Below are 18,091 nucleotides of genomic sequence, written 5' to 3' on the forward strand. Positions count from 1 at the left end.
CAGACGATTGATTTCGTTGCGAATAGGTTTCGCCTCGACGGTTTCCCTTGTCGAACGAGCGACGTGCTGACAGGATCCTGCACCAGTCATCGATCCCGAGGAGTACGCATGCCCATCGACCGGTCCTCTCGAGAAGCGATCCTGCGCCGCACCGGATCCCCCATCGTCGGAGGGGCGATGGGCCGTCCGATGGGCCGCCGCAGCCTGCTGCGCGGCGTCTCCGTCTCCGCCCTGGCGCTCGGCACGCCGGGCCTCCTCGCCGCCTGCGGCACCGAGTCCCAAGTCCAGAGCGCTGACACCTGCCAGAACAACGACCGGTCGGCCGAGGAGCAAGTGCTCGTCTGGTCGAACTGGCCGGAGTACATCGACCGCGACGGCAACCAGATGCCCACGCTCAACCAGTTCCAGCGGGAGAGCGGCATCGAGGTCACCTACAACACCGACGTCAACGACAACAACGAGTTCTTCGCCAAGGTCAAGGACCAGCTCGGTGCCTGCGAGCCGATCGGCCGCGACATCATCACGCTCACCGACTGGATGGCGGCGCGGATGGTGAGCCTCGGCTGGCTGCAGAAGCTCGACAAGACCACGATGCCGAACGTCGAGGCGAACCTCGTCGACAGCCTGCGCTCGCCCACGTGGGACCCCAACCGCGAGTACAGCGTCCCGTGGCAGAGCGGCGTGACCGGCATCGCCTACAACGCCAAGTACACCGACGAGATCGGCAGCTTCGAGGAGCTGATGACGCGCCAGGACCTGGCCGGCAAGGTCAGCCTGCTCTCGGAGATGGGCGACACGATGCTCTTCATGCTGTTGCTGGAGGGCGCCAACCCCGAGGACTTCACCGAGGACGAGTTCCAGTCGGCGCTCGACCGCCTCGGCGGCTACGTCCAGAACGGTCACGTCCGCCGCTTCACCGGCAACGACTACATCCGCGACCTCAACGCCGGCAACATCGTCGCGGCCGAGGCCTGGTCCGGTGACGTCATCGCGATGCAGTACGACAACCCCGACATCAAGTGGGTCGTGCCCGAGGAGGGCCTCTCGCTCTGGTCGGACAACATGCTGGTCCCGAACCGCGCCGAGCACAAGACGAACGCCGAGAAGCTGATGGACCACTACTACCAGCCCGAGGTCGCCGCCGAGCTGGCCGCCTGGGTGAACTACATCAGCCCGGTCCAGGGGGCGCGGGAGGCGATGGAGAAGATCGACCCGTCGCTCGTGGACAACCCGCTGATCTTCCCCGACGAGGAGTTCCTGGCGAACGCGTACGGGTTCATGGAGCTCGACGAGAAGACGCGCCAGCAGTACGACTCCGAGTTCGCGAAGGTGATCGGCGCCTGATGGGTGACGACCTGACACTGACCTCGGTCACCAAGCGGTTCGGGGCCTTCACGGCCGTCGACGACCTGGACCTGACCGTGCCGGAGGGGTCCTTCTTCGCGCTGCTCGGACCGTCGGGCTGCGGCAAGACGACCACGCTGCGGATGGTGGCCGGGCTGGAGGAGCCGACCGCCGGCAGCATCCGGCTGGGGGAGGAGGACATCACCCGGCTCAAGCCGTACAAGCGCCCGGTCAACACGGTCTTCCAGAGCTACGCGCTCTTCCCGCACCTGACGATCGCCGACAACGTCGCCTTCGGGCTGCGCCGGCAGGGCCGCCGGAAGGTCGACGCCGAGGTCGAGCGGATGCTGCACCTGGTCGAGCTCGAGCACCTCGCCAAGCGGCGCCCGGCCCAGCTCTCCGGCGGTCAGCAGCAGCGGGTGGCGCTGGCCCGCGCCTTGATCAACGAGCCGAAGGTGCTCTTGCTCGACGAGCCCCTGGGCGCCCTCGACCTCAAGCTGCGCCGGCAGATGCAGCTGGAGCTCAAGCGGATCCAGACCGAGGTCGGGCTCACCTTCGTGCACGTCACCCACGACCAGGAGGAGGCCATGACCATGGCCGACACCGTCGCGGTGATGAACGCAGGCCGGATCGAGCAGATGGGCCCGCCCGAGGAGCTCTACGAGGCGCCGGCCACCACCTTCGTGGCCAACTTCCTCGGCCAGTCGAACCTGGTCGCCGGCTCGGTGAGCAACGGCTCGGGCGACCTGCTGACGGTCGACGTCGAGGGCACCCGCGTCCTCGCCGGGCGCTCCCGTGCCCGGGTCACCGAGGGCGCGGTCTGGGTCGGCGTACGTCCCGAGAAGGTCTACCTCAGCGGCGCCGGCGACGAGGTCGGCGACGACGTGAACAGCCTGCGCGCCGGCGTGGTCAGCGACGTCAGCTTCGTCGGGGTGAGCACGCAGTACCTCGTGCGGATGCCGTGGGGCCAGGACCTCACCGTCTTCGAGCAGAACACCGGCGCCCGGAAGCGGTTCCGCTCCGGTGACGCGGTGGACCTGCACTGGCGCCCGGAGCACACCTTCCTCCTCGACGCCAGCCAGGACGCCTCGGCCGGTGTCGAGCGGGAGGCAGGGTGAGCGCCGCCGGGCGGCTGGCGCCCACCGCGCCGGCCCCCGTCGACGGAGGCGGTCCGGGCGGCTCGCGGGGCCGCTGGGCCGGGTACCTGCTGCTGCTGCCGGGTGCCTTCTGGCTGGCCCTGTTCTTCGTGGTGCCGACGGTGACGCTGGTCGCCACCAGCCTCTACGACCCGGCCGGCTCCCTGCAGACCGGGTACGCCATGACCGGGCACTGGCAGAACTACCTCGACGCGCTGCGCGACTACGCGCCCCAGTTCGTGCGCTCGCTGCTCTACGCGCTCTTCGCGACCATCGCCTGCGTGATCCTGGGTTTCCCGCTGGCCTACGCGATCGCGTTCAAGGCCGGGCGGTGGAAGAACCTCATGCTGGTCGCGGTGATCGCGCCGTTCTTCACCAGCTTCCTGGTGCGCACGCTGTCGTGGCAGTACATCCTGGGCGACAACGAGGCGCTCGTCTCCCTCCTGCGGACGGTCGGCATCCTCGGGCCCGACGGCCACCTCCTCGCGACGCCGTTCGCGGTGGTGACCGGGCTGACCTACAACTTCCTGCCGTTCATGGTGCTGCCGCTGTACGCGTCGCTGGAGAAGCTGGACCCCCGGCTGCTCGAGGCGGGGGCCGACCTGTACGCCTCGCCGTTCACGACGTTCCGCAAGGTGACGCTGCCGCTGGCGATGCCGGGGCTGGTGGCCGGGACGCTGCTGACCTTCATCCCGTCGGCGGGCGACTACATCAACAGCGAGCTGCTCGGGAACCCGCGGACCCGGATGATCGGCAACGAGATCCAGGACCTCTTCGGGGCCGGCGACTACCCGACGGCCGCGTCGCTGTCGGTCACGCTCATGGCGGCGATCGTGCTGCTGGTCTTCATCTACGTACGCCGGGCAGGGACGGAGGAGCTGTTGTGAGCCGGGTCGTGCGGTGGTTGGCCGACCACCTCCTGCTGATCCTCGGCCTGCTGGTCCTGACGTACATGTTCGTCCCGGTCCTCATCGTGATCCTGATGTCGTTCAACGACTCCGCGAGCCGCAACAGCTACTCGTTCCAGGGCTTCACGCTGGAGAACTGGCAGAGCATCTGCGCCCCGTACCAGCTGTGCTCGTCGCTGGCGACGAGCTTCCAGATCGGCATCCTGGCGACGCTGCTGGCGACGCTGCTCGGCACGCTGATGGCCTTCGCGATGGTCCGGCACCGGTTCCGCGGGCGGGGGACCGCCAGCCTCTTCATCTTCCTGCCGATGGCCACGCCGGAGATCGTGCTCGGCTCCTCCATGCTCGCGCTCTTCGTGAGCGCCGGCTTCGCGGGGGTCCTGGGCTTCTGGACGATCTTCGTGGCACACGTGCTGTTCTGCCTGTCGTTCGTGGTGGTGACCGTGAAGGCGCGGCTGGCCGGCCTCGACCCGAGGCTGGAGCAGGCCGCGGCCGACCTCTACGCCAACGAGTGGCAGACGTTCTGGCGGATCAGCTTCCCGCTGGTCTTCCCGGGCATCCTGGCGGCGGCGCTGCTGTCGTTCTCGCTGTCGTTCGACGACTTCATCATCACCAACCTCAACGCCGGGCAGGAGGTCACCTTCCCGATGTTCGTGTGGGGCGCTGCGCAACGCGGCATCCCGCCCCAGATCAACGTCATCGGCACGATCATGTTCCTCGTGGCGATGGGTGTCGTGCTCGTCGGTGAGCTCGCCGGCCGCCGCCGCGCGGCCACCTGACGGGTCCGGGAGCGGACGGTCGGCGCGCGGCGAGAAACACCTCGGAGGTCGATGTCGAAGGACCCCGCAGCCGTTCGACGTCTGGGCGAGAAGCATCTCCCAGCAACCAGTAGGAGTGATCAGGATGCCGCGTTTCATGGGTTTCGTGCGGATGGAGGAGGGCATCGGCACGCCGCCTCCGGCGTTGTTCGAGGCGATGGAGGCCTACATCGGTGAGCAGGCCGCCAAGGGCGTGTTCCTCGACGGTGGTGGGCTGTACGGCACCGAGGACGCCGTGAACTTCGTCGTTCGCAAGGGCGAGGTGAGCCGGGTCGACGGCCCGTACGCCGAGGCGAAGGAGGTCGTCGGCGGGTGGTCGCTGCTGCAGTACGACACCCTCGAGGAGGCCGTGGCCGGCCAGCGGGAGTTCGCCGAGCTGCACGCGAAGCACTGGCCGGAGGTCACCGTGGTCGCGACACTGCGCCAGGTCTCCGAGGGCGCGGACGGCTCCGGCGACTGAACGGGGTCCTCGCCGCAGTACCTCACTACGCTGGCACCGTGCCGGCGGAGACCAGTGCTGAGGACCCGCAGGGGTCCATCGTCGCCGCGTGGCGGGCCGAGTCGGCCCGCCTCGTCGGCGCTCTCGCCCGGATGACCCGCGACGTCGACCTCGCCGAGGACCTCGCGCAGGACGCGCTCGTCGCCGCCCTCGAGCAGTGGCCGGCGACCGGCGTACCGGACAACCCTGGCGCGTGGCTGATGACCACCGCCAAGCGGCGCGGGGTCGACCACTTCCGGCGCGCCGACGTCCTGCGCCGCAAGGTCGCGGAGCTCGGGCACGCCGGCGGGGGAGAGAAGGACGGGATGCCCGACCTCGACGCCCAGGTCGACCACATCGAGGACGACGTCCTGCGGCTCGTCTTCCTGACCTGCCACCCCTCGCTGAGCGCCGAGTCCCGGGCGGCGCTGACCCTGCGCCTGGTCGGTGGGCTCACCACCGCGGAGATCGCGCGGGGGTTCCTGGCCACCGAGTCGGCCATGGGCCAGCGCATCTCGCGGGCCAAGAAGACGCTGGTCGAGGCGCGCGCAGAGCTCGAGCTGCCCACGGGTGCGGAGCGGGCCGAACGGCTCGGCGACGTGATGGCCGTGATCTACCTGATCTTCAACGAGGGCTACTCGGCCACCGCCGGCGCGGACTGGATGCGGCCCGAGCTGGCCAACGAGGCGGTCCGGCTCGCGCGGATGCTCACGGAGCTCGCGCCAGGTGAACCCGAGGTGCTGGGACTCCAGGCGCTGCTGGAGCTGCAGGCGTCGCGGATGGCGGCCCGGCTCGACGAGTCCGGGGAGCCGGTGCTGCTGGAGGCGCAGGACCGGACCCGCTGGGACCAGTCGCTGATCCGGCGCGGGACGGCTGCCCTGCAGCGGGCCGAGCGGCTCGCCGCGCGCGGGATGCCGGTCGGGAAGTACTTCCTGCAGGCGTCGATCGCCGTGCAGCACGCCCGCGCGGAGCGGGCCGAGGACACGAACTGGCGCCGGATCGCCGCGTTGTACGACGTGCTGGCCGATGCGGCGCCGGGGCCGGTCGTCGAGGTGAACCGGGCCGTCGCGCACGGGCGGGCGTTCGGCCCCGAGGCGGGGCTGGTCGTGCTCGACGGCGTGGACCTGCGTGCCCTCGCCGACTCGCCACTCGTGCCGAGCGTCCGCGGAGACCTGCTCGAGCGGGCGGGGCGCTACGGGCCGGCGGGCGAGGCCTTCACCGAGGCAGCCGCGCGGACCCGGAACGAGAGCGAGCGGGCGCTCCTGCGACGTCGGGCCACCAAGAACCTCGCGCGGGTGTCGGGATCGGCATAGGCCGTTCGAGGGTGGGCGTGGCTGACGGCACTGCGACCCGCCGACCGCTGCGACGCCAGGAGCGGCACGTTGGCGCACATTCGCGGCGGTATGACGCTGGGGTCGTCAGTTGACTGACCCGGGCGGTGCTCAGCCGTTCAACACCGCATGCGAAATGAGATGGTCGAGCTTGCGGATGTCGACGCCCTTGCCCAGCTTGATCTTGATGTGGCCGGCTCGGGTCCACAGTTCCATCTCCGCGTTGAAGTCGATCTTGCCGGCGTTCTCCGAGGACCACATGCTTATGGACGAGTACGGCAGGGAGTAGATCTCGACCTTCTTGCCGGTGAGCCCTTGTGCGTCCCGGACGATGAGGCGCTTGTTCGTGAAGATGGCGCTGTCGCGGAACGTCTTGTACGCGGCCCAAGGCTGTTCCCCATCCACGAGGATCGGCCCGAGGTCGGCCGGGACAGGACACTCTGAGACGAAAGTCCACGCAGTGATCGAGGCAGTTTCCATTCGTTTACCTTAGGCGGCGGTCCGCGCCTGCGTGCGGGATCGAACTAGCGTCTGGGCCGTCGGCGTCGGAGCGCCGGCTAGCAACGGAACGGCGCGCTCGGCCGTGCGCCCGTCCCGTGGTCAGGGTGACGGCGGTGCTGGCTCGTGCTGGCCGACCCGAAGGGCGACGAGTTCGGCGCGTTGAGGGAGCTGCTGCCGTAGGCAGCAGTCCGATAACCGCGCGACGGCTTCCGGTGCCGGAGTGGAGAATCAGCCGCGATGCTCACCGCGCTCCGGAACTACGCCACGCCCCCGTCCTCTCTCGCCGGCCGCCTGTCGATCCAGTCGCTGCTCTTCGCCACGGGAGAGGGCGCCTTCCTAGCGGGGTCGGCCGTCTACTTCGGCGTCATCCTGGGACTCTCGCTGGGACAGGTCGGCATCGGGCTCACGGTGGCGGCGATCGCAAGCTTCCTCGCCGCGGTGCCGGCCGGGAAGCTCGTCGACCGGTTCGGACCCAAGCGGATGTGGTCGCTGAGCGCTGTGCTCCAGGGGTCGCTCTTCCTCGTCTGGCCGTTCATCGACAGCTTCCCGCAGTTCATCGCGCTCGCGGTGGTGATGGAGGTGGCGGGAAGCCTCGGCGGAGCGGCCCACGGCGCCTACGTCCTCGACGTGCTGCCGCCCGGCGAGCGTGTCGAGTCCCGGGCTTACATGTACTCCGCGCTCAACGTGGGCTTCAGTCTCGGAGCGTTCCTGAGCGGCGGCGCCATTGCCTTCGGTGCCGACGTGCTGCGCTGGGCTCCGGTCCTCACCGCGGTCCTCTTCGCGGTCAACGCGGTGGCGATCCTCCGGCTCCCGGACGCCTCCCACGACGTCCGTTCGACCGAGCCCCGCCGGCAGCCGGAGGGACCGCGGGCCATCCGCAACCGCAGCTGGCTCCTGGTGACCTTCCTGACCGGCGTGCTGTGGTCCAACCAGGTGCTGCTGCACACGGTGATCCCGCTGTGGCTGGTCATCGAGACCGATGCTCCCCACGAGCTCGTGGCGCTGCTGTTCGCCACCAACACCGTGATGTGCATCGTGCTGCCCCGGCTGACGTCGCGCGGCATCCGCGACATCGACACCGCCCTGCGCGCGGTACGCCTCTCCGCGCTCTTCTTCGCGCTCACCTGCGTGGTCACGCTCGCCACCCACGAGACCGTCGGCTGGATCACGGTCGTCCTGTTCTTCGTCGGCCACATCGTCCTGACCTGGGCCGAGCTCTACCTCTCCGCCTCGGGATGGACCTTCGAGGCCGAGCTGATGGATCCCCGCCGGCGAGGGGACTACCAGGGCGTCTCCGAGCTCGGCAACACCCTCGGCCGGTTCTGGGCGCCGGCCGTCTACGGCTTCCTCGCGATGGAGTGGGGCGCCTTCGGCTGGCTCACCATCGCCGCCATCGTCGGCGCCGCGGCGGCGGCCATGCACCCGGCGACTCGCGCCGGGCGGCGCTACCTCGAGAAGCACGTCCCGCCCCATGTCCTCGCCGATGCCCGCGCCGGTGCTCCTGACGACGCGCCTCCCCCTGCCACCACGCTGACCGACCCGCTCGACCCCGGCACGACCATCACCGACACCCCGATGCCGCACTGAGCAGTCTCGAGTGCGGATCCCGCGTGGTCGCACCAGCTGAGAGGTTCGCGAGCGCTCGCCCGGCCACCCGTTCGCTCGACCACCACCTTGCCGACCGGCCCGTAGGGTGGCGACGCTCGTGGACGCCGACCGCGTCACGTCTTCCCGTCAGTGAAGGACCCGTATGTGCCGAGTGCTCGCCTACATCGGGCCCGAGATCCCGCTCGAGAGCCTGCTGCTCACGCCGTCGAACAGCCTGGTCAACCAGGCCCTCGACCCTGAGCACTACCCCGATCTCCAGCTGGCAGGTTGGGGATTCGGTGTCTGGAGCGAGCACCTGCTCAAGCCGGAGGATCCCTTGATCTACCGCCGGCCGATGCCTGCTTTCTACGACGACAACGCCGACCGCATCATCCCGAGCCTTCAGGCGAGCACGATGCTCGCCCATGTGCGCGCAGCCCTCTACAACTCGACGGCCGTCATGGTCGACGAGAACTGCCACCCCTTCTCCTTCGACGAGACTCCCTGGATCGTCGCCCAGAACGGCGACATGCCCAACTGGATGCTCCTGCAGAGGGAGCTGCTGCGGCACTGCGAGGACAGGTACCTGAAGCAGATGCGGGGCACGACAGACACGGAGTTCCTCTACGTGCTTCTGCTCTCCCTCCTTGACGGCGACAGCAACGAGGACGTTCAACGCGCGATCGAGGACATGATCGGACTCATCGCGCGAGCAATGAAGGACCTCGACCTCCCGGCCCTGACCAAGCTGAAGATGGCCCTGGTGTCCCCGAACCGGATCGTCGGGATCAATGCCGGCCTCGGGCACCAGGGCGAGACCGACCCGGTCGGAGACTGGAAGGCGCTACGAGAGTCCGGCCCGGGCACGGACGACTTCGCCCTCTCGATGCTCCTGGAGCCGATGTACATGCTGATGGGTCGCCACGCCCCGCGCGACAACACGTCCTACGACTTCGCGGCGTGCGACGAGAACGAGGCATCGGCAGCCATCTTCGCTTCCGAACCCCTGACCGACGACGGTGACGGCTGGTCGTACGTCGAATTCGGGGAGATCGTTTTCCTGGAGAACAAGAACGGGCAGGTCACCAAGACCGTCAACAGGTTGTCGGTGTAGCGGCTCTCTGGACGTCGGGGTCCGATCTAGATCGGCGACGGCTGGTGCTCGAGTGGCGTTGCGGTGCCGATACCGACACGCGCACAAGCGGCGGCATGTGCAGCACGGTCGGGATCGTCCCGTGTATCTGCGCATTCTCAGTCGAGCTCTTCCGCTCGCGGGCGGCATGGCGTATAATCGAACACATGTTCGGAACATCCGGCGGGTCACGGGAAGCGCTGCGAAGCCTTCCCGAGACGGCGCTGCGGGCATCGAACCTCGAGGCATGGAAGGACCAGCTCTCGGCTGCTCTCCGGGGCGCGAGTGGCCTCGACGATCCGGCCCGCGTCGACGCGCTCAGGGTGCTGGAGGAGCTCGGCAGCGTGGTGACCGCCGCGCAGGCGTTGCTCGCCCGCGAGCTGGATGCCTCGCAGCGTGCCGCTCAGGCCGCGGCCGGGGTGCCGGCGGAGCAGCAGGGGAAGGGCGTCGCCGCTCAGGTCGCGCTGGCTCGCCGGGAGTCGCACCACCGCGGCGCCCGCCATCTGGGCCTCGCGAAGGTGGTGGCGGGCGAGCTGCCGCACACCTGGGCCGCCTGGCGGGCCGGCCGGATCACCGAGTGGCGGGCCACCCTGATCGCCCGGGAGACGGCCTGCCTCTCCGCGGAGCACCGGCTGGCCGTCGACCAGCTCGTGGCGGAGGACGCCGACGCCCTGGAGCGGATGGGGGACCGCGAGCTTGCCTCCACCTGCGCCAAGGAGGCCGCCCGGCTCGACGCAGCGTCCGTGACCAAGCGCCGCCGCAAGGCAGAGGCCGAGCGTTGCGTCACCCTGCGCCCCGCACCCGACACCATGACCTACCTGACCGCCCTGCTCCCGGTGAAGGACGGCGTCGCCGCCTACGCCGCGCTCACCCGCGCCGCCACCGAAGCCCGGGCCAAGGGCGACGACCGGACCAAGGGTCAGGTCATGGCCGACACGTTGGTGCGGCAGCTCCTCGCCGGCAAGCCGGAGGGCGAGGACGTCGACGCGGCCCGGCCGCGGGTGACGTTGGGCCTGGTCATGACCGACCCGTCCCTCTTCGGTGTCAGCGACGACCCGGCGTGCCTCGAGGGCTTCGGTCCGATCCCCGCCGAGCTCGGTCGGGAGATCGTGGCGGGTGCCTGCCGTCGGGACGAGGAAATCTGGCTGCGGCGCCTCTACGCCAGCCCCACCACCGGCGAGCTGGTCTCCATGGACGCCAAGGGCCGCTTCTTCCGCGGCAGCCTCGCCCGGTTCATCAAGCTGCGCGACCAGGTCTGCCGAACCCTGTGGTGCGACGCCCCGGTCCGCCACGTCGACCACGCCCTGACCAGCTTCCAGGGCGGCGCCACCAGCGCCGCGAACGGCCAGGGCGCCTGCGAGGCCTGCAACCATGCCAAGGAAGCGCCCGGTTGGCGCGCCAGACCGGGGCCGACCGGGGCCATCGAGACGATCACCCCGACCGGCCACCTTCACGCCACGAGACCTCCAGCGGTCGCCACCATCCGGCGACGGGACCTGCCCCCGCTGGTCATCGACTTCGTGCTGACCAGCTGACCAGCTGACCGACAATGGCGCGGTGACGACGCTCCTGAACTCCGTAGCCGTGCTCCGCCGCCCCGACCTCGGCAGGAGGATCGTCGGCTCCCTGGGCGAGCTCGCGGTCAAGGCGTACGGGGCGGCTGCCGTCATCAGCGTCGCCTTCAGCGACGCCGAGACGGTGGGCGGCAAGGTCGAGGACGCCGTCGCCGCCGTGCCCAACCTCATGGAGCGCTACCGCGACGTGAAGTACGTGGCCGAGCACCGGGAGGAGCTCCAGGGCGCCCTCGACTACGTCGACCAGAACGCGCCGGACGCCGAGCAGCTGCTGGCCACGGCGGAAGAGGGATCCCGGACCCTCGACGACCTCGACACGACCATCAGAGAGCTCGACGAGGCGCGAGAGGCCCTCGCCGACGTCAGCTTCGGCAACGCCTTCGACACCGTGCGGGAGGTCGCCGGCCACCTCGTCGATGCGGGGGCTGCGATACCGGACCTCGACTCCCTGCGCCTCCTCACGGACGCGGCCGAAGACCTCGCTCCGTTCGTGGCCCAGGCCGACGTGCTCGGCTCCCGCGTCTACGAGAGCCTGCTGCTCGTCGCCGACAACTTCGCCAGCGACGAGGTCGCCACCACCCTGCTCGTCATGGCCGCGTCCTTCGTGGTCGCCTACCTCGTCGGCGCGGTCATCGGCTTCTGGGGCCGTCGAGGTCTCCCCGGTTTCGTTGCCCGCACCCTGCAGGCGGCCGGGGCGCGGGTCTACCGCGGCTGGTACGTCCGCCACGCGGCGTACGCCCTCACCCCGCCCGTCTACGAGGCCGCGCGGGAGCGGTTCCAGCGCGACCTCGTCGCCGACCCGCAGCAGGCGCTCGACGCAGAAGCCTTCGTGGAGCTCGAGCGCTACTTCCGAGACAGGCGCTGACCGACCCGGGTCAGAGCAGGGCGTAGGCCTTGTCGAGGACGACGCGGAGCACCTGCTCCATCTCCTCGAAGTGCTCCGGCCCGCAGATCAGCGGGGGAGCGAGCTGGATGACCGGGTCGCCCCGGTCGTCCGCGCGGCAGTAGAGCCCCTCGGCGTAGAGCTGCTTGGACACGAAGCCGTAGAGGATCCGCTCCGACTCCTCGGCCGTGAACGACTCCTTGGTCGCCTTGTCCTTGACCAGCTCGATCCCGTAGAAGTAGCCCTCGCCGCGGACGTCGCCGACGATCGGCAGGTCCAGCAGCCGCTCCAACGTCGCGCGGAACGTCGCCTCGTTGTCGCGGACGTTCTCCAGGACCCGCTCCTCCTCGAAGAGCTGCAGGTTGCGCAGGCCCACCGCAGTGGCCACCGGGTGGCCACCGAAGGTGTAGCCGTGCGCGAACATCGCCGTGTCCTCCAGGAACGGCTCGATCAGCCGGTCCGAGGCGATCATCGCGCCGAGCGGGGCGTAGCCCGAGGTGATGCCCTTCGCGCAGGTGATGATGTCGGGCTGGTAGCCGAGCCGCTCCGCGCCGAACATGTGACCGAGCCGGCCGAAGGCGCAGATGACCTCGTCGGAGACCAGCAGCACGTCGTACTCGTCGCAGATCTCGCGCACCCGCTGGAAGTAGCCCGGCGGCGGCGGGAAGCAGCCGCCGGCGTTCTGCACCGGCTCGAGGAAGACCGCGGCCACCGTGTCGGGGCCCTCGTTCTCGATCGCCACGGCGATCTGGTCCGCCGCCCACCGCCCGAAGGCCTCCGGGTCGCTGCCGTCGAGCAGGCCGCCGGTGATCTCGTCGGCCCGGTAGGCGTTGGTGTTCGGCACCCGGAACGTCGAGGGCACCAGCGGCTCGAACTGCTGCTTGAGCATCGGCAGGCCGGTGATCGAGAGCGCGCCCTGGCTGGTGCCGTGGTAGGCGATCGAGCGGCTGATCACCTTGTGCTTCATCGGTCGCCCGGTGAGCTTGAAGTAGTTCTTCGCCAGCTTCCACGCCGACTCCACGGCCTCGCCGCCGCCGCTGGTGAAGAAGACCCGGTTCAGGTCACCCGGCGCGTACGACGCCACCTTCTCGGCCAGCTGGATGGCCGGCGGGTGCGCGTAGGACCACAGCGGCATGAAGGCCAGCTCGCGCGACTGGGCGGCGGCCGCGTCGGCCAGCTCGGTGCGGCCGTGGCCCAGCTGGGAGACGAAGAGGCCGGCGAGGCCGTCGAGGTACTTCTTGCCGGCCGAGTCGAAGAGGTAGGCGCCCTCCCCGCGGACCATCACGGGCACGTCGCTGTCCCGGTAGGCGCCCTGGCGGGTGAAGTGCAGCCACAGGTGGTCCTTGGCGGCCTGCTGCAGGTGGTCGTGGTCGGGGTGCATGGCTCCATGGTGCGCCCACCGGGGGTCCCAATGCAAGCGGATCCGCAAGCCTAACCGCTTCAGCGCGACGGAATCAGTCCCGGACCTGTCGTTCCGCTGCGGAAATCACTAGCATGCCTGACATGGCACAGCACACCTTCAGCAATGTCGTCGATGGCCAGGTGACCGGCGCCGCCTCCGGCGACACCTACGACGTCGTCGACCCCGCCACCGGAGAGGTCTACGCCGCCGCGCCGCTATCGGGCCGGGAGGACGTCGACCGCGCGTACGCCGCGGCGGACCGCGCGTTCGAGACCTGGGGCCGCACGACGCCCCAGGAGCGCTCGCTGGCCCTGCTGCGGATCGCCGACGCGCTCGAGGCGCGGGCCGACGAGTTCGTCGCCGCCGAGTGCCGCGACACCGGCAAGCCGATCCACCTGACGGCCAGCGAGGAGATGCCGCCGACCGTCGACCACTTCCGGTTCTTCGCCGGCGCCTGCCGCGTGCTGGAGGGCAAGTCGGCGGGGGAGTACCTCGCCGACCACACCTCCTTCATCCGGCGCGAGCCGATCGGCGTCATCGGCCAGGTGACGCCGTGGAACTACCCGCTCCCCATGATGGTGTGGAAGATCGCGCCCGCCCTGGCCGCCGGCAACACCGTGGTCCTCAAGCCCAGCGACACCACCCCGGCCACCTCGACGATGATGGCCGAGCTGGCCCAGGAGTTCCTCCCGCCGGGCGTCCTCAACGTCGTGTGCGGTGACCGCGACACCGGGCGCGCGCTGGTCGCCCACCCCACCCCCCAGATGGTCGCCATCACCGGCTCCGTCCGCGCCGGCATGGAGGTCGCCGGCTCGGCCGCCAGCGACCTCAAGCGGGTCCACCTGGAGCTCGGCGGCAAGGCACCGGTCGTGGTCTTCGACGACGCCGACGTCGCCCGGGCGGCCGAGGGCATCGCCGCGGCCGGCTACTTCAACGCCGGGCAGGACTGCACCGCGGCGACCCGCGTGCTGGTGCAGCGGGGGATTGCCCGCGAGTTCGTCGCCGCCCTCGCCGAGCAGGCCCGGGCCACCCGCACCGGGATGCCCGACGACGCGGACGCGGCGTACGGCGCGCTCAACAACTCCGACCAGCTGACCCGGGTCAGCGGGATGGTCGACCGGCTCCCCGACCACGCCCGGGTCGAGGCCGGTGGCCAGCGCCAGGGCGAGCGGGGCTACTTCTACGCGCCCACCGTCCTCGCCGGGCTCCGCCAGGACGACGAGCAGGTGCAGGACGAGATCTTCGGGCCGGTCATCACCGTGCAGGAGTTCGGCGACGAGGCCGAGGCGCTGCGCTGGGCCAACGGTGTGAAGTACGGCCTCGCCTCCAGCGTCTGGACCCGCGACCACGGGACCGCGATGCGCATGTCGCGGGGCCTCGACTTCGGCGTCGTGTGGGTCAACACCCACATCCCGTACGTCTCCGAGATGCCGCACGGCGGCTTCAAGCACTCCGGCTACGGCAAGGACCTCTCGATGTACGGCCTGGAGGACTACACCCGGATCAAGCACGTGATGTCCTACATCGGGGACGACGCGTGAGCGGCATGCGGATCCTCCTCGTGGGCGCCGGCGGGGTCGGCGCCGCCTTCTGCTCGATCGCGGCCCGTCGCGACTTCTTCGACTCCGTCGTCGTCGCGGACTACTCCCTCGCCTCCGCCGAGCGGGCCGCCGCGGCCGCGGGCGAGCGGTTCACGGCCGCGCAGGTCGACGCCTCCAGCGCGGAGTCGGTCGCCGCGCTGGCCCGCGAGCACGGTGTCACTCACGTGATGAACGCCGTCGACCCGCGGTTCGTGATGCCGGTCTTCGAGGGAGCCCGCGCGGCCGGGGCCGACTACCTCGACATGGCGATGTCGCTGTCGCGCCCGCACCCCGACGCGCCGTACGAGAAGACCGGCGTGAAGCTCGGCGACGAGCAGTTCGCCGTGGCCGACGCCTGGGCGGCCGACGGCCGGCTCGCGCTCGTGGGCATCGGCGTGGAGCCCGGCCTGTCCGACGTCTTCGCGCGGTACGCCGCCGACCACCTGTTCTCCGAGATCGACGAGCTCGGCACCCGCGACGGCGCCAACCTGGCCGTCGAGGGCTACGACTTCGCCCCGTCGTTCTCGATCTGGACCACGATCGAGGAGTGCCTCAACCCGCCGGTCGTCTGGGCTGTCGACGATTCAGGGCAAGGCGCGTGGCACACCACCGAGCCGTTCTCCGAGCCGGAGGTCTTCGACTTCCCCGAGGGGATCGGACCGGTCGAGTGCGTGAACGTCGAGCACGAGGAGGTGCTCCTCATGCCGCGCTGGATCGACTGCCGGCGGGCCACCTTCAAGTACGGCCTCGGCAACGAGTTCATCGAGGTCCTCAAGACGCTCCACAAGCTCGGCCTGGACCGGACCGAGAAGGTCCGCGTCCCTTCGACAGGCTCAGGACAAGCGGTCGAGGTCAGCCCGCGCGACGTCGTTGCCGCCTGCCTGCCGAACCCGGCCGAGCTGGGCCCGCTGATGACCGGCAAGACCTGCGCCGGCCTCTGGGTCACCGGTCGCGGCAAGGACGGGGCGCCGCGGTCGACGTACCTCTACCACGTGGTCGACAACGAGTGGTCGATGGCGGAGTACGGCCACCAGTGCGTCGTGTGGCAGACGGCGGTGAACCCCGTCGTCGCCCTCGAGCTGCTCGCCACCGGCGTGTGGTCGGGCGCGGGCGTGCTCGGGCCGGAGGCCTTCGACGCGGTGCCGTTCCTCGAGCTGCTGACCGCCTACGGCAGCCCCTGGGGGATCAAGGAGATGTAGCGCCGGGGGTCAGACGAGGCCCGACGCGTCGAAGACCCAGGACGTGTCGGCCGTCGCGAGTCCCTCGACCCAGGAGGCCGGGGCCGCGTCGGTGAGCGTGGCGTAGTCCCAGTAGTCCTTTCACAGCGAGACGCGCCCGTCGCGGACGCGGTGCACGGTGACGAAGGGCAGCACGACGACCTCCCCGGAGGCGAAGGTCCAGGTCTCCGAGTGCTCGTACATGACGTCGTCACCCACCGCGAGCAGGAGCCCGTCGTGGTTCTCGTACGCCGCCAGGCCGCCCCACCCGACCCGTCGTAGTCCCGGTCCGACAACGTGCGCCACAGGCCGCGCACGGCCTCCTCGGGCGTGACGGTCACGACGCGGACGGCAGCGTGCCGGCGCCGTCTGCGGGGAGGGGATCCCGCGCAGGCTCCCCGGCGCGGAGGAACCGGCCGGTCCGCTCCCGGCCGAGGGCGTCGGTCGGTGCGCCGTCGCGCCAGACCGCGCGGCCGCCCACCATGACCAGTGGCACGGTGGCGTCGTTGCGGTTGACCATGCGCGAGAGGCCGTCGTACTGCTCGACGGGCGCCTCGGCGTACTCCTCCAGCGAGGCGTCGAGCCGCTCCGGGTCGATCACCAGCAGGTCGGCCCGGTCGCCCTCGCGGAGGTGGCCGGCGTCTAGCTCGTACCACTCGGCGAGCTCGCCGGTCAGCCGGTGCACCGCCTGCTCGGCGGTGAGGAACGGCCGGCCGGCCCGCTCGGCGTCGCGGACGTGCTTGAGCAGGCGCAGGCCGAAGTTGTAGAAGGCCATGTTGCGCAGGTGGGCGCCGGCGTCGCTGAAGCCCATCTGGATCGACGGCGTCTGCGCCATCTTCCGCAGCACCTTCGGGCGGTGGTTGGAGATGGTGGTCCGCCAGCGCAGCGCGGTGCCGTGCTCCAGGACCAGGTCGAGGAAGGCGTCCACCGGGTGAGCGCCGCCGCGCTCGACGCCGACCTGGCCGAACGACTTGCCGACGACGGAGCCGTCGGGGCACGCGACGATCTCGGCGTCGAAGAAGTCGCGGTGCCACACGCGCGGGCCGTACTTCGACTCGTAGTCCTTGCGGAAGCGGGCGCGGTACTCCGGGTCGCGCATCAGCTCGTCGCGGGCCAGCTTCTCCTGCAGGTGCAGCGCCGCGGCGCCGGAGCCGAACTCCTCGAAGATCACCAGGTCGATGCCGTCGGCGTAGACCTCGAACGGCACCGGCAGGTGCTGCCAGCGGAAGTCGGCACCCAGCCGGTTGACCGCGGTGCCCAGCAGCCGCATGAGGTGGATGACGAACGGGATCGCCTTGATGTCGGCGGCCGAGAGCAGGCTGGTCTTCAGCGGGGCGCGGCCCCGCCCGGTCCAGCCCAGCCCGCTCGAACCCCATCCGATCGAACCCAAAGCCTGGGTGACGATGGTGTGCGGGTGCGTGGCGTCGGGCCCGGCCTGGAGCACCCGGCGCCGGCGCCGGAGCACATCGCGGAGCCGACGCATCTCGCCCCACTTGGCGTACGTCGACGGCAGCGTGCGCGACCGGCACAGGTCGCCGTCGAGCTTGTCGAAGAGCAGCTGCTGGGCGGACATGCCGACGAAGCCGGCGTCCAGCGCCTCGGTGAGCATCTGCTCCATCCGGTCCAGCTCGCTGCGCGTCGGGCGGACGTCGTCCCGCGTCGCACGGTCCAGCCCCATGGTGGCGGTGCGCATGTCGGAGTGGCCGAGGAAGGAGGCGAGGTTCGGGCCGAGCGGCAGCGACTCGAGCGCCGCGACGTACTCGGCCGCCGAGGACCACCGCTGGTGGGCGCCCACCGACCGGATGACGTGCTGGCGCGGGATCGCCTCGACCCGGCCGAAGAGGTCACCCGCGTCGACCGGGTCGACGTGCACGGTCGAGAGCGAGCAGGAGCCGAGCAGGATGGTCGTGACCCCGTGGCGCAGGGACTCCACGAGGTGCGGGTCCTCGAGCACCTCGACGTCGTAGTGGGTGTGGATGTCGACCATCCCGGGCAGCACCCAGCGTCCGCTCGCGTCCACCACGTCCGCGCACCCCGTCTCGTCCAGGGGCTCGGCGGAGACCGTCGCCACGCGTCCGTCCCGCAGGCCGAGGTGGCGGACGGCGGAGGCGGCGCCGGTGCCGTCGAACCAGCGCCCGCCCTTGATGATCGTGTCGTAGGTCACAGCGCGATGGAACCCTCCGCGCCGACGCGCGTCAAG

16 protein-coding genes are annotated in these 18,091 nt (G+C 70.4%); 12 read left to right on the forward strand and 4 right to left on the reverse strand.

Annotated features, from left to right (window positions below; translation table 11 throughout):
- Positions 1–108: 108 nt before the first annotated feature.
- The 6 genes from ACSMHG_RS10860 to ACSMHG_RS10885 all read left to right on the forward strand — a co-directional run bounded on the left by ACSMHG_RS10860 (position 109) and on the right by ACSMHG_RS10885 (position 5,997).
- Positions 109–1,344 carry an ABC transporter substrate-binding protein gene (locus ACSMHG_RS10860; protein ID WP_435744708.1) on the forward strand — a complete coding sequence of 412 codons (1,236 nt, stop codon included), beginning with the start codon at positions 109–111 and terminating at the stop codon, positions 1,342–1,344.
- Positions 1,344–2,462, forward strand: a complete 1,119-nt coding sequence (locus tag ACSMHG_RS10865; RefSeq protein ID WP_435744710.1) for an ABC transporter ATP-binding protein — start codon at positions 1,344–1,346, stop codon at positions 2,460–2,462. Before ACSMHG_RS10860 ends, ACSMHG_RS10865 begins: the two co-directional genes overlap by 1 nt.
- Entirely contained in the window at positions 2,459–3,367 is a 909-nt protein-coding gene (locus tag ACSMHG_RS10870; protein WP_435744712.1) for an ABC transporter permease, read from the forward strand. The genes ACSMHG_RS10865 and ACSMHG_RS10870 overlap by 4 nt, the downstream gene beginning before the upstream one ends.
- Complete coding sequence (locus ACSMHG_RS10875; RefSeq protein WP_435744715.1) at positions 3,364–4,167, forward strand: ABC transporter permease; 804 nt, start codon at positions 3,364–3,366, stop codon at positions 4,165–4,167. The genes ACSMHG_RS10870 and ACSMHG_RS10875 overlap by 4 nt, the downstream gene beginning before the upstream one ends.
- A gap of 124 nt (positions 4,168–4,291) precedes the next feature.
- Positions 4,292–4,666, forward strand: coding sequence for a YciI family protein (locus tag ACSMHG_RS10880; RefSeq protein WP_435744717.1), 375 nt, complete (start codon positions 4,292–4,294; stop codon positions 4,664–4,666).
- A gap of 38 nt (positions 4,667–4,704) precedes the next feature.
- On the forward strand, positions 4,705–5,997 hold the full coding sequence (locus tag ACSMHG_RS10885; RefSeq protein WP_435744719.1) for an RNA polymerase sigma factor: 1,293 nt from the start codon (positions 4,705–4,707) through the stop codon (positions 5,995–5,997).
- 129 nt (positions 5,998–6,126) lie between these two features.
- Here ACSMHG_RS10885 and ACSMHG_RS10890 read toward each other — a convergent pair whose 3' ends face one another.
- Positions 6,127–6,495 (reverse strand): PH domain-containing protein, encoded by a 369-nt coding sequence (locus ACSMHG_RS10890; protein ID WP_435744721.1) that lies wholly within the window; start codon positions 6,493–6,495, stop codon positions 6,127–6,129.
- Positions 6,496–6,753: 258 nt separating this feature from the next.
- On the opposite strand from ACSMHG_RS10890, the gene ACSMHG_RS10895 reads away from it, so the two are divergent.
- The 4 genes from ACSMHG_RS10895 to ACSMHG_RS10910 all read left to right on the forward strand — a co-directional run bounded on the left by ACSMHG_RS10895 (position 6,754) and on the right by ACSMHG_RS10910 (position 11,674).
- Positions 6,754–8,103, forward strand: a complete 1,350-nt coding sequence (locus tag ACSMHG_RS10895; protein WP_435744723.1) for an MFS transporter — start codon at positions 6,754–6,756, stop codon at positions 8,101–8,103.
- Positions 8,104–8,275: 172 nt separating this feature from the next.
- The gene (locus ACSMHG_RS10900; RefSeq protein ID WP_435744725.1) at positions 8,276–9,217 is read left to right on the forward strand and encodes a class II glutamine amidotransferase; all 942 of its coding nucleotides are present in this window, start codon (positions 8,276–8,278) and stop codon (positions 9,215–9,217) included.
- 185 nt (positions 9,218–9,402) lie between these two features.
- Complete coding sequence (locus tag ACSMHG_RS10905; protein WP_435744727.1) at positions 9,403–10,770, forward strand: HNH endonuclease; 1,368 nt, start codon at positions 9,403–9,405, stop codon at positions 10,768–10,770.
- Positions 10,771–10,792: 22 nt separating this feature from the next.
- Entirely contained in the window at positions 10,793–11,674 is an 882-nt protein-coding gene (locus ACSMHG_RS10910) for a hypothetical protein (RefSeq protein WP_435744730.1), read from the forward strand.
- A gap of 10 nt (positions 11,675–11,684) precedes the next feature.
- Here ACSMHG_RS10910 and ACSMHG_RS10915 read toward each other — a convergent pair whose 3' ends face one another.
- Positions 11,685–13,073 carry an aspartate aminotransferase family protein gene (locus tag ACSMHG_RS10915; protein ID WP_435744732.1) on the reverse strand — a complete coding sequence of 463 codons (1,389 nt, stop codon included), beginning with the start codon at positions 13,071–13,073 and terminating at the stop codon, positions 11,685–11,687.
- 122 nt (positions 13,074–13,195) lie between these two features.
- Between ACSMHG_RS10915 and ACSMHG_RS10920 the strand changes: the two genes are divergently transcribed.
- Together ACSMHG_RS10920 and ACSMHG_RS10925 are read left to right on the forward strand one after the other, a co-directional pair.
- On the forward strand, positions 13,196–14,635 hold the full coding sequence (locus ACSMHG_RS10920) for a gamma-aminobutyraldehyde dehydrogenase (RefSeq protein WP_435744734.1): 1,440 nt from the start codon (positions 13,196–13,198) through the stop codon (positions 14,633–14,635).
- A gap of 5 nt (positions 14,636–14,640) precedes the next feature.
- Entirely contained in the window at positions 14,641–15,873 is a 1,233-nt protein-coding gene (locus ACSMHG_RS10925; protein ID WP_435744770.1) for a saccharopine dehydrogenase family protein, read from the forward strand.
- Between the two features lie 120 nt (positions 15,874–15,993).
- On the opposite strand, the gene ACSMHG_RS10930 is transcribed toward ACSMHG_RS10925, so the two are convergent.
- Both ACSMHG_RS10930 and ACSMHG_RS10935 read right to left on the reverse strand, forming a co-directional pair.
- A complete protein-coding gene (locus ACSMHG_RS10930; RefSeq protein WP_435744736.1) occupies positions 15,994–16,197 on the reverse strand; it encodes a nuclear transport factor 2-like protein in 204 nt (67 codons plus the stop codon).
- A gap of 31 nt (positions 16,198–16,228) precedes the next feature.
- The gene (locus tag ACSMHG_RS10935) at positions 16,229–18,055 is read right to left on the reverse strand and encodes an N-acyl-D-amino-acid deacylase family protein (protein ID WP_435744738.1); all 1,827 of its coding nucleotides are present in this window, start codon (positions 18,053–18,055) and stop codon (positions 16,229–16,231) included.
- Positions 18,056–18,091: the final 36 nt, after the last annotated feature.

This window comes from Nocardioides ureilyticus (assembly GCF_051280745.1).
Classification (GTDB): Bacteria; Actinomycetota; Actinomycetes; order Propionibacteriales; family Nocardioidaceae; genus Nocardioides.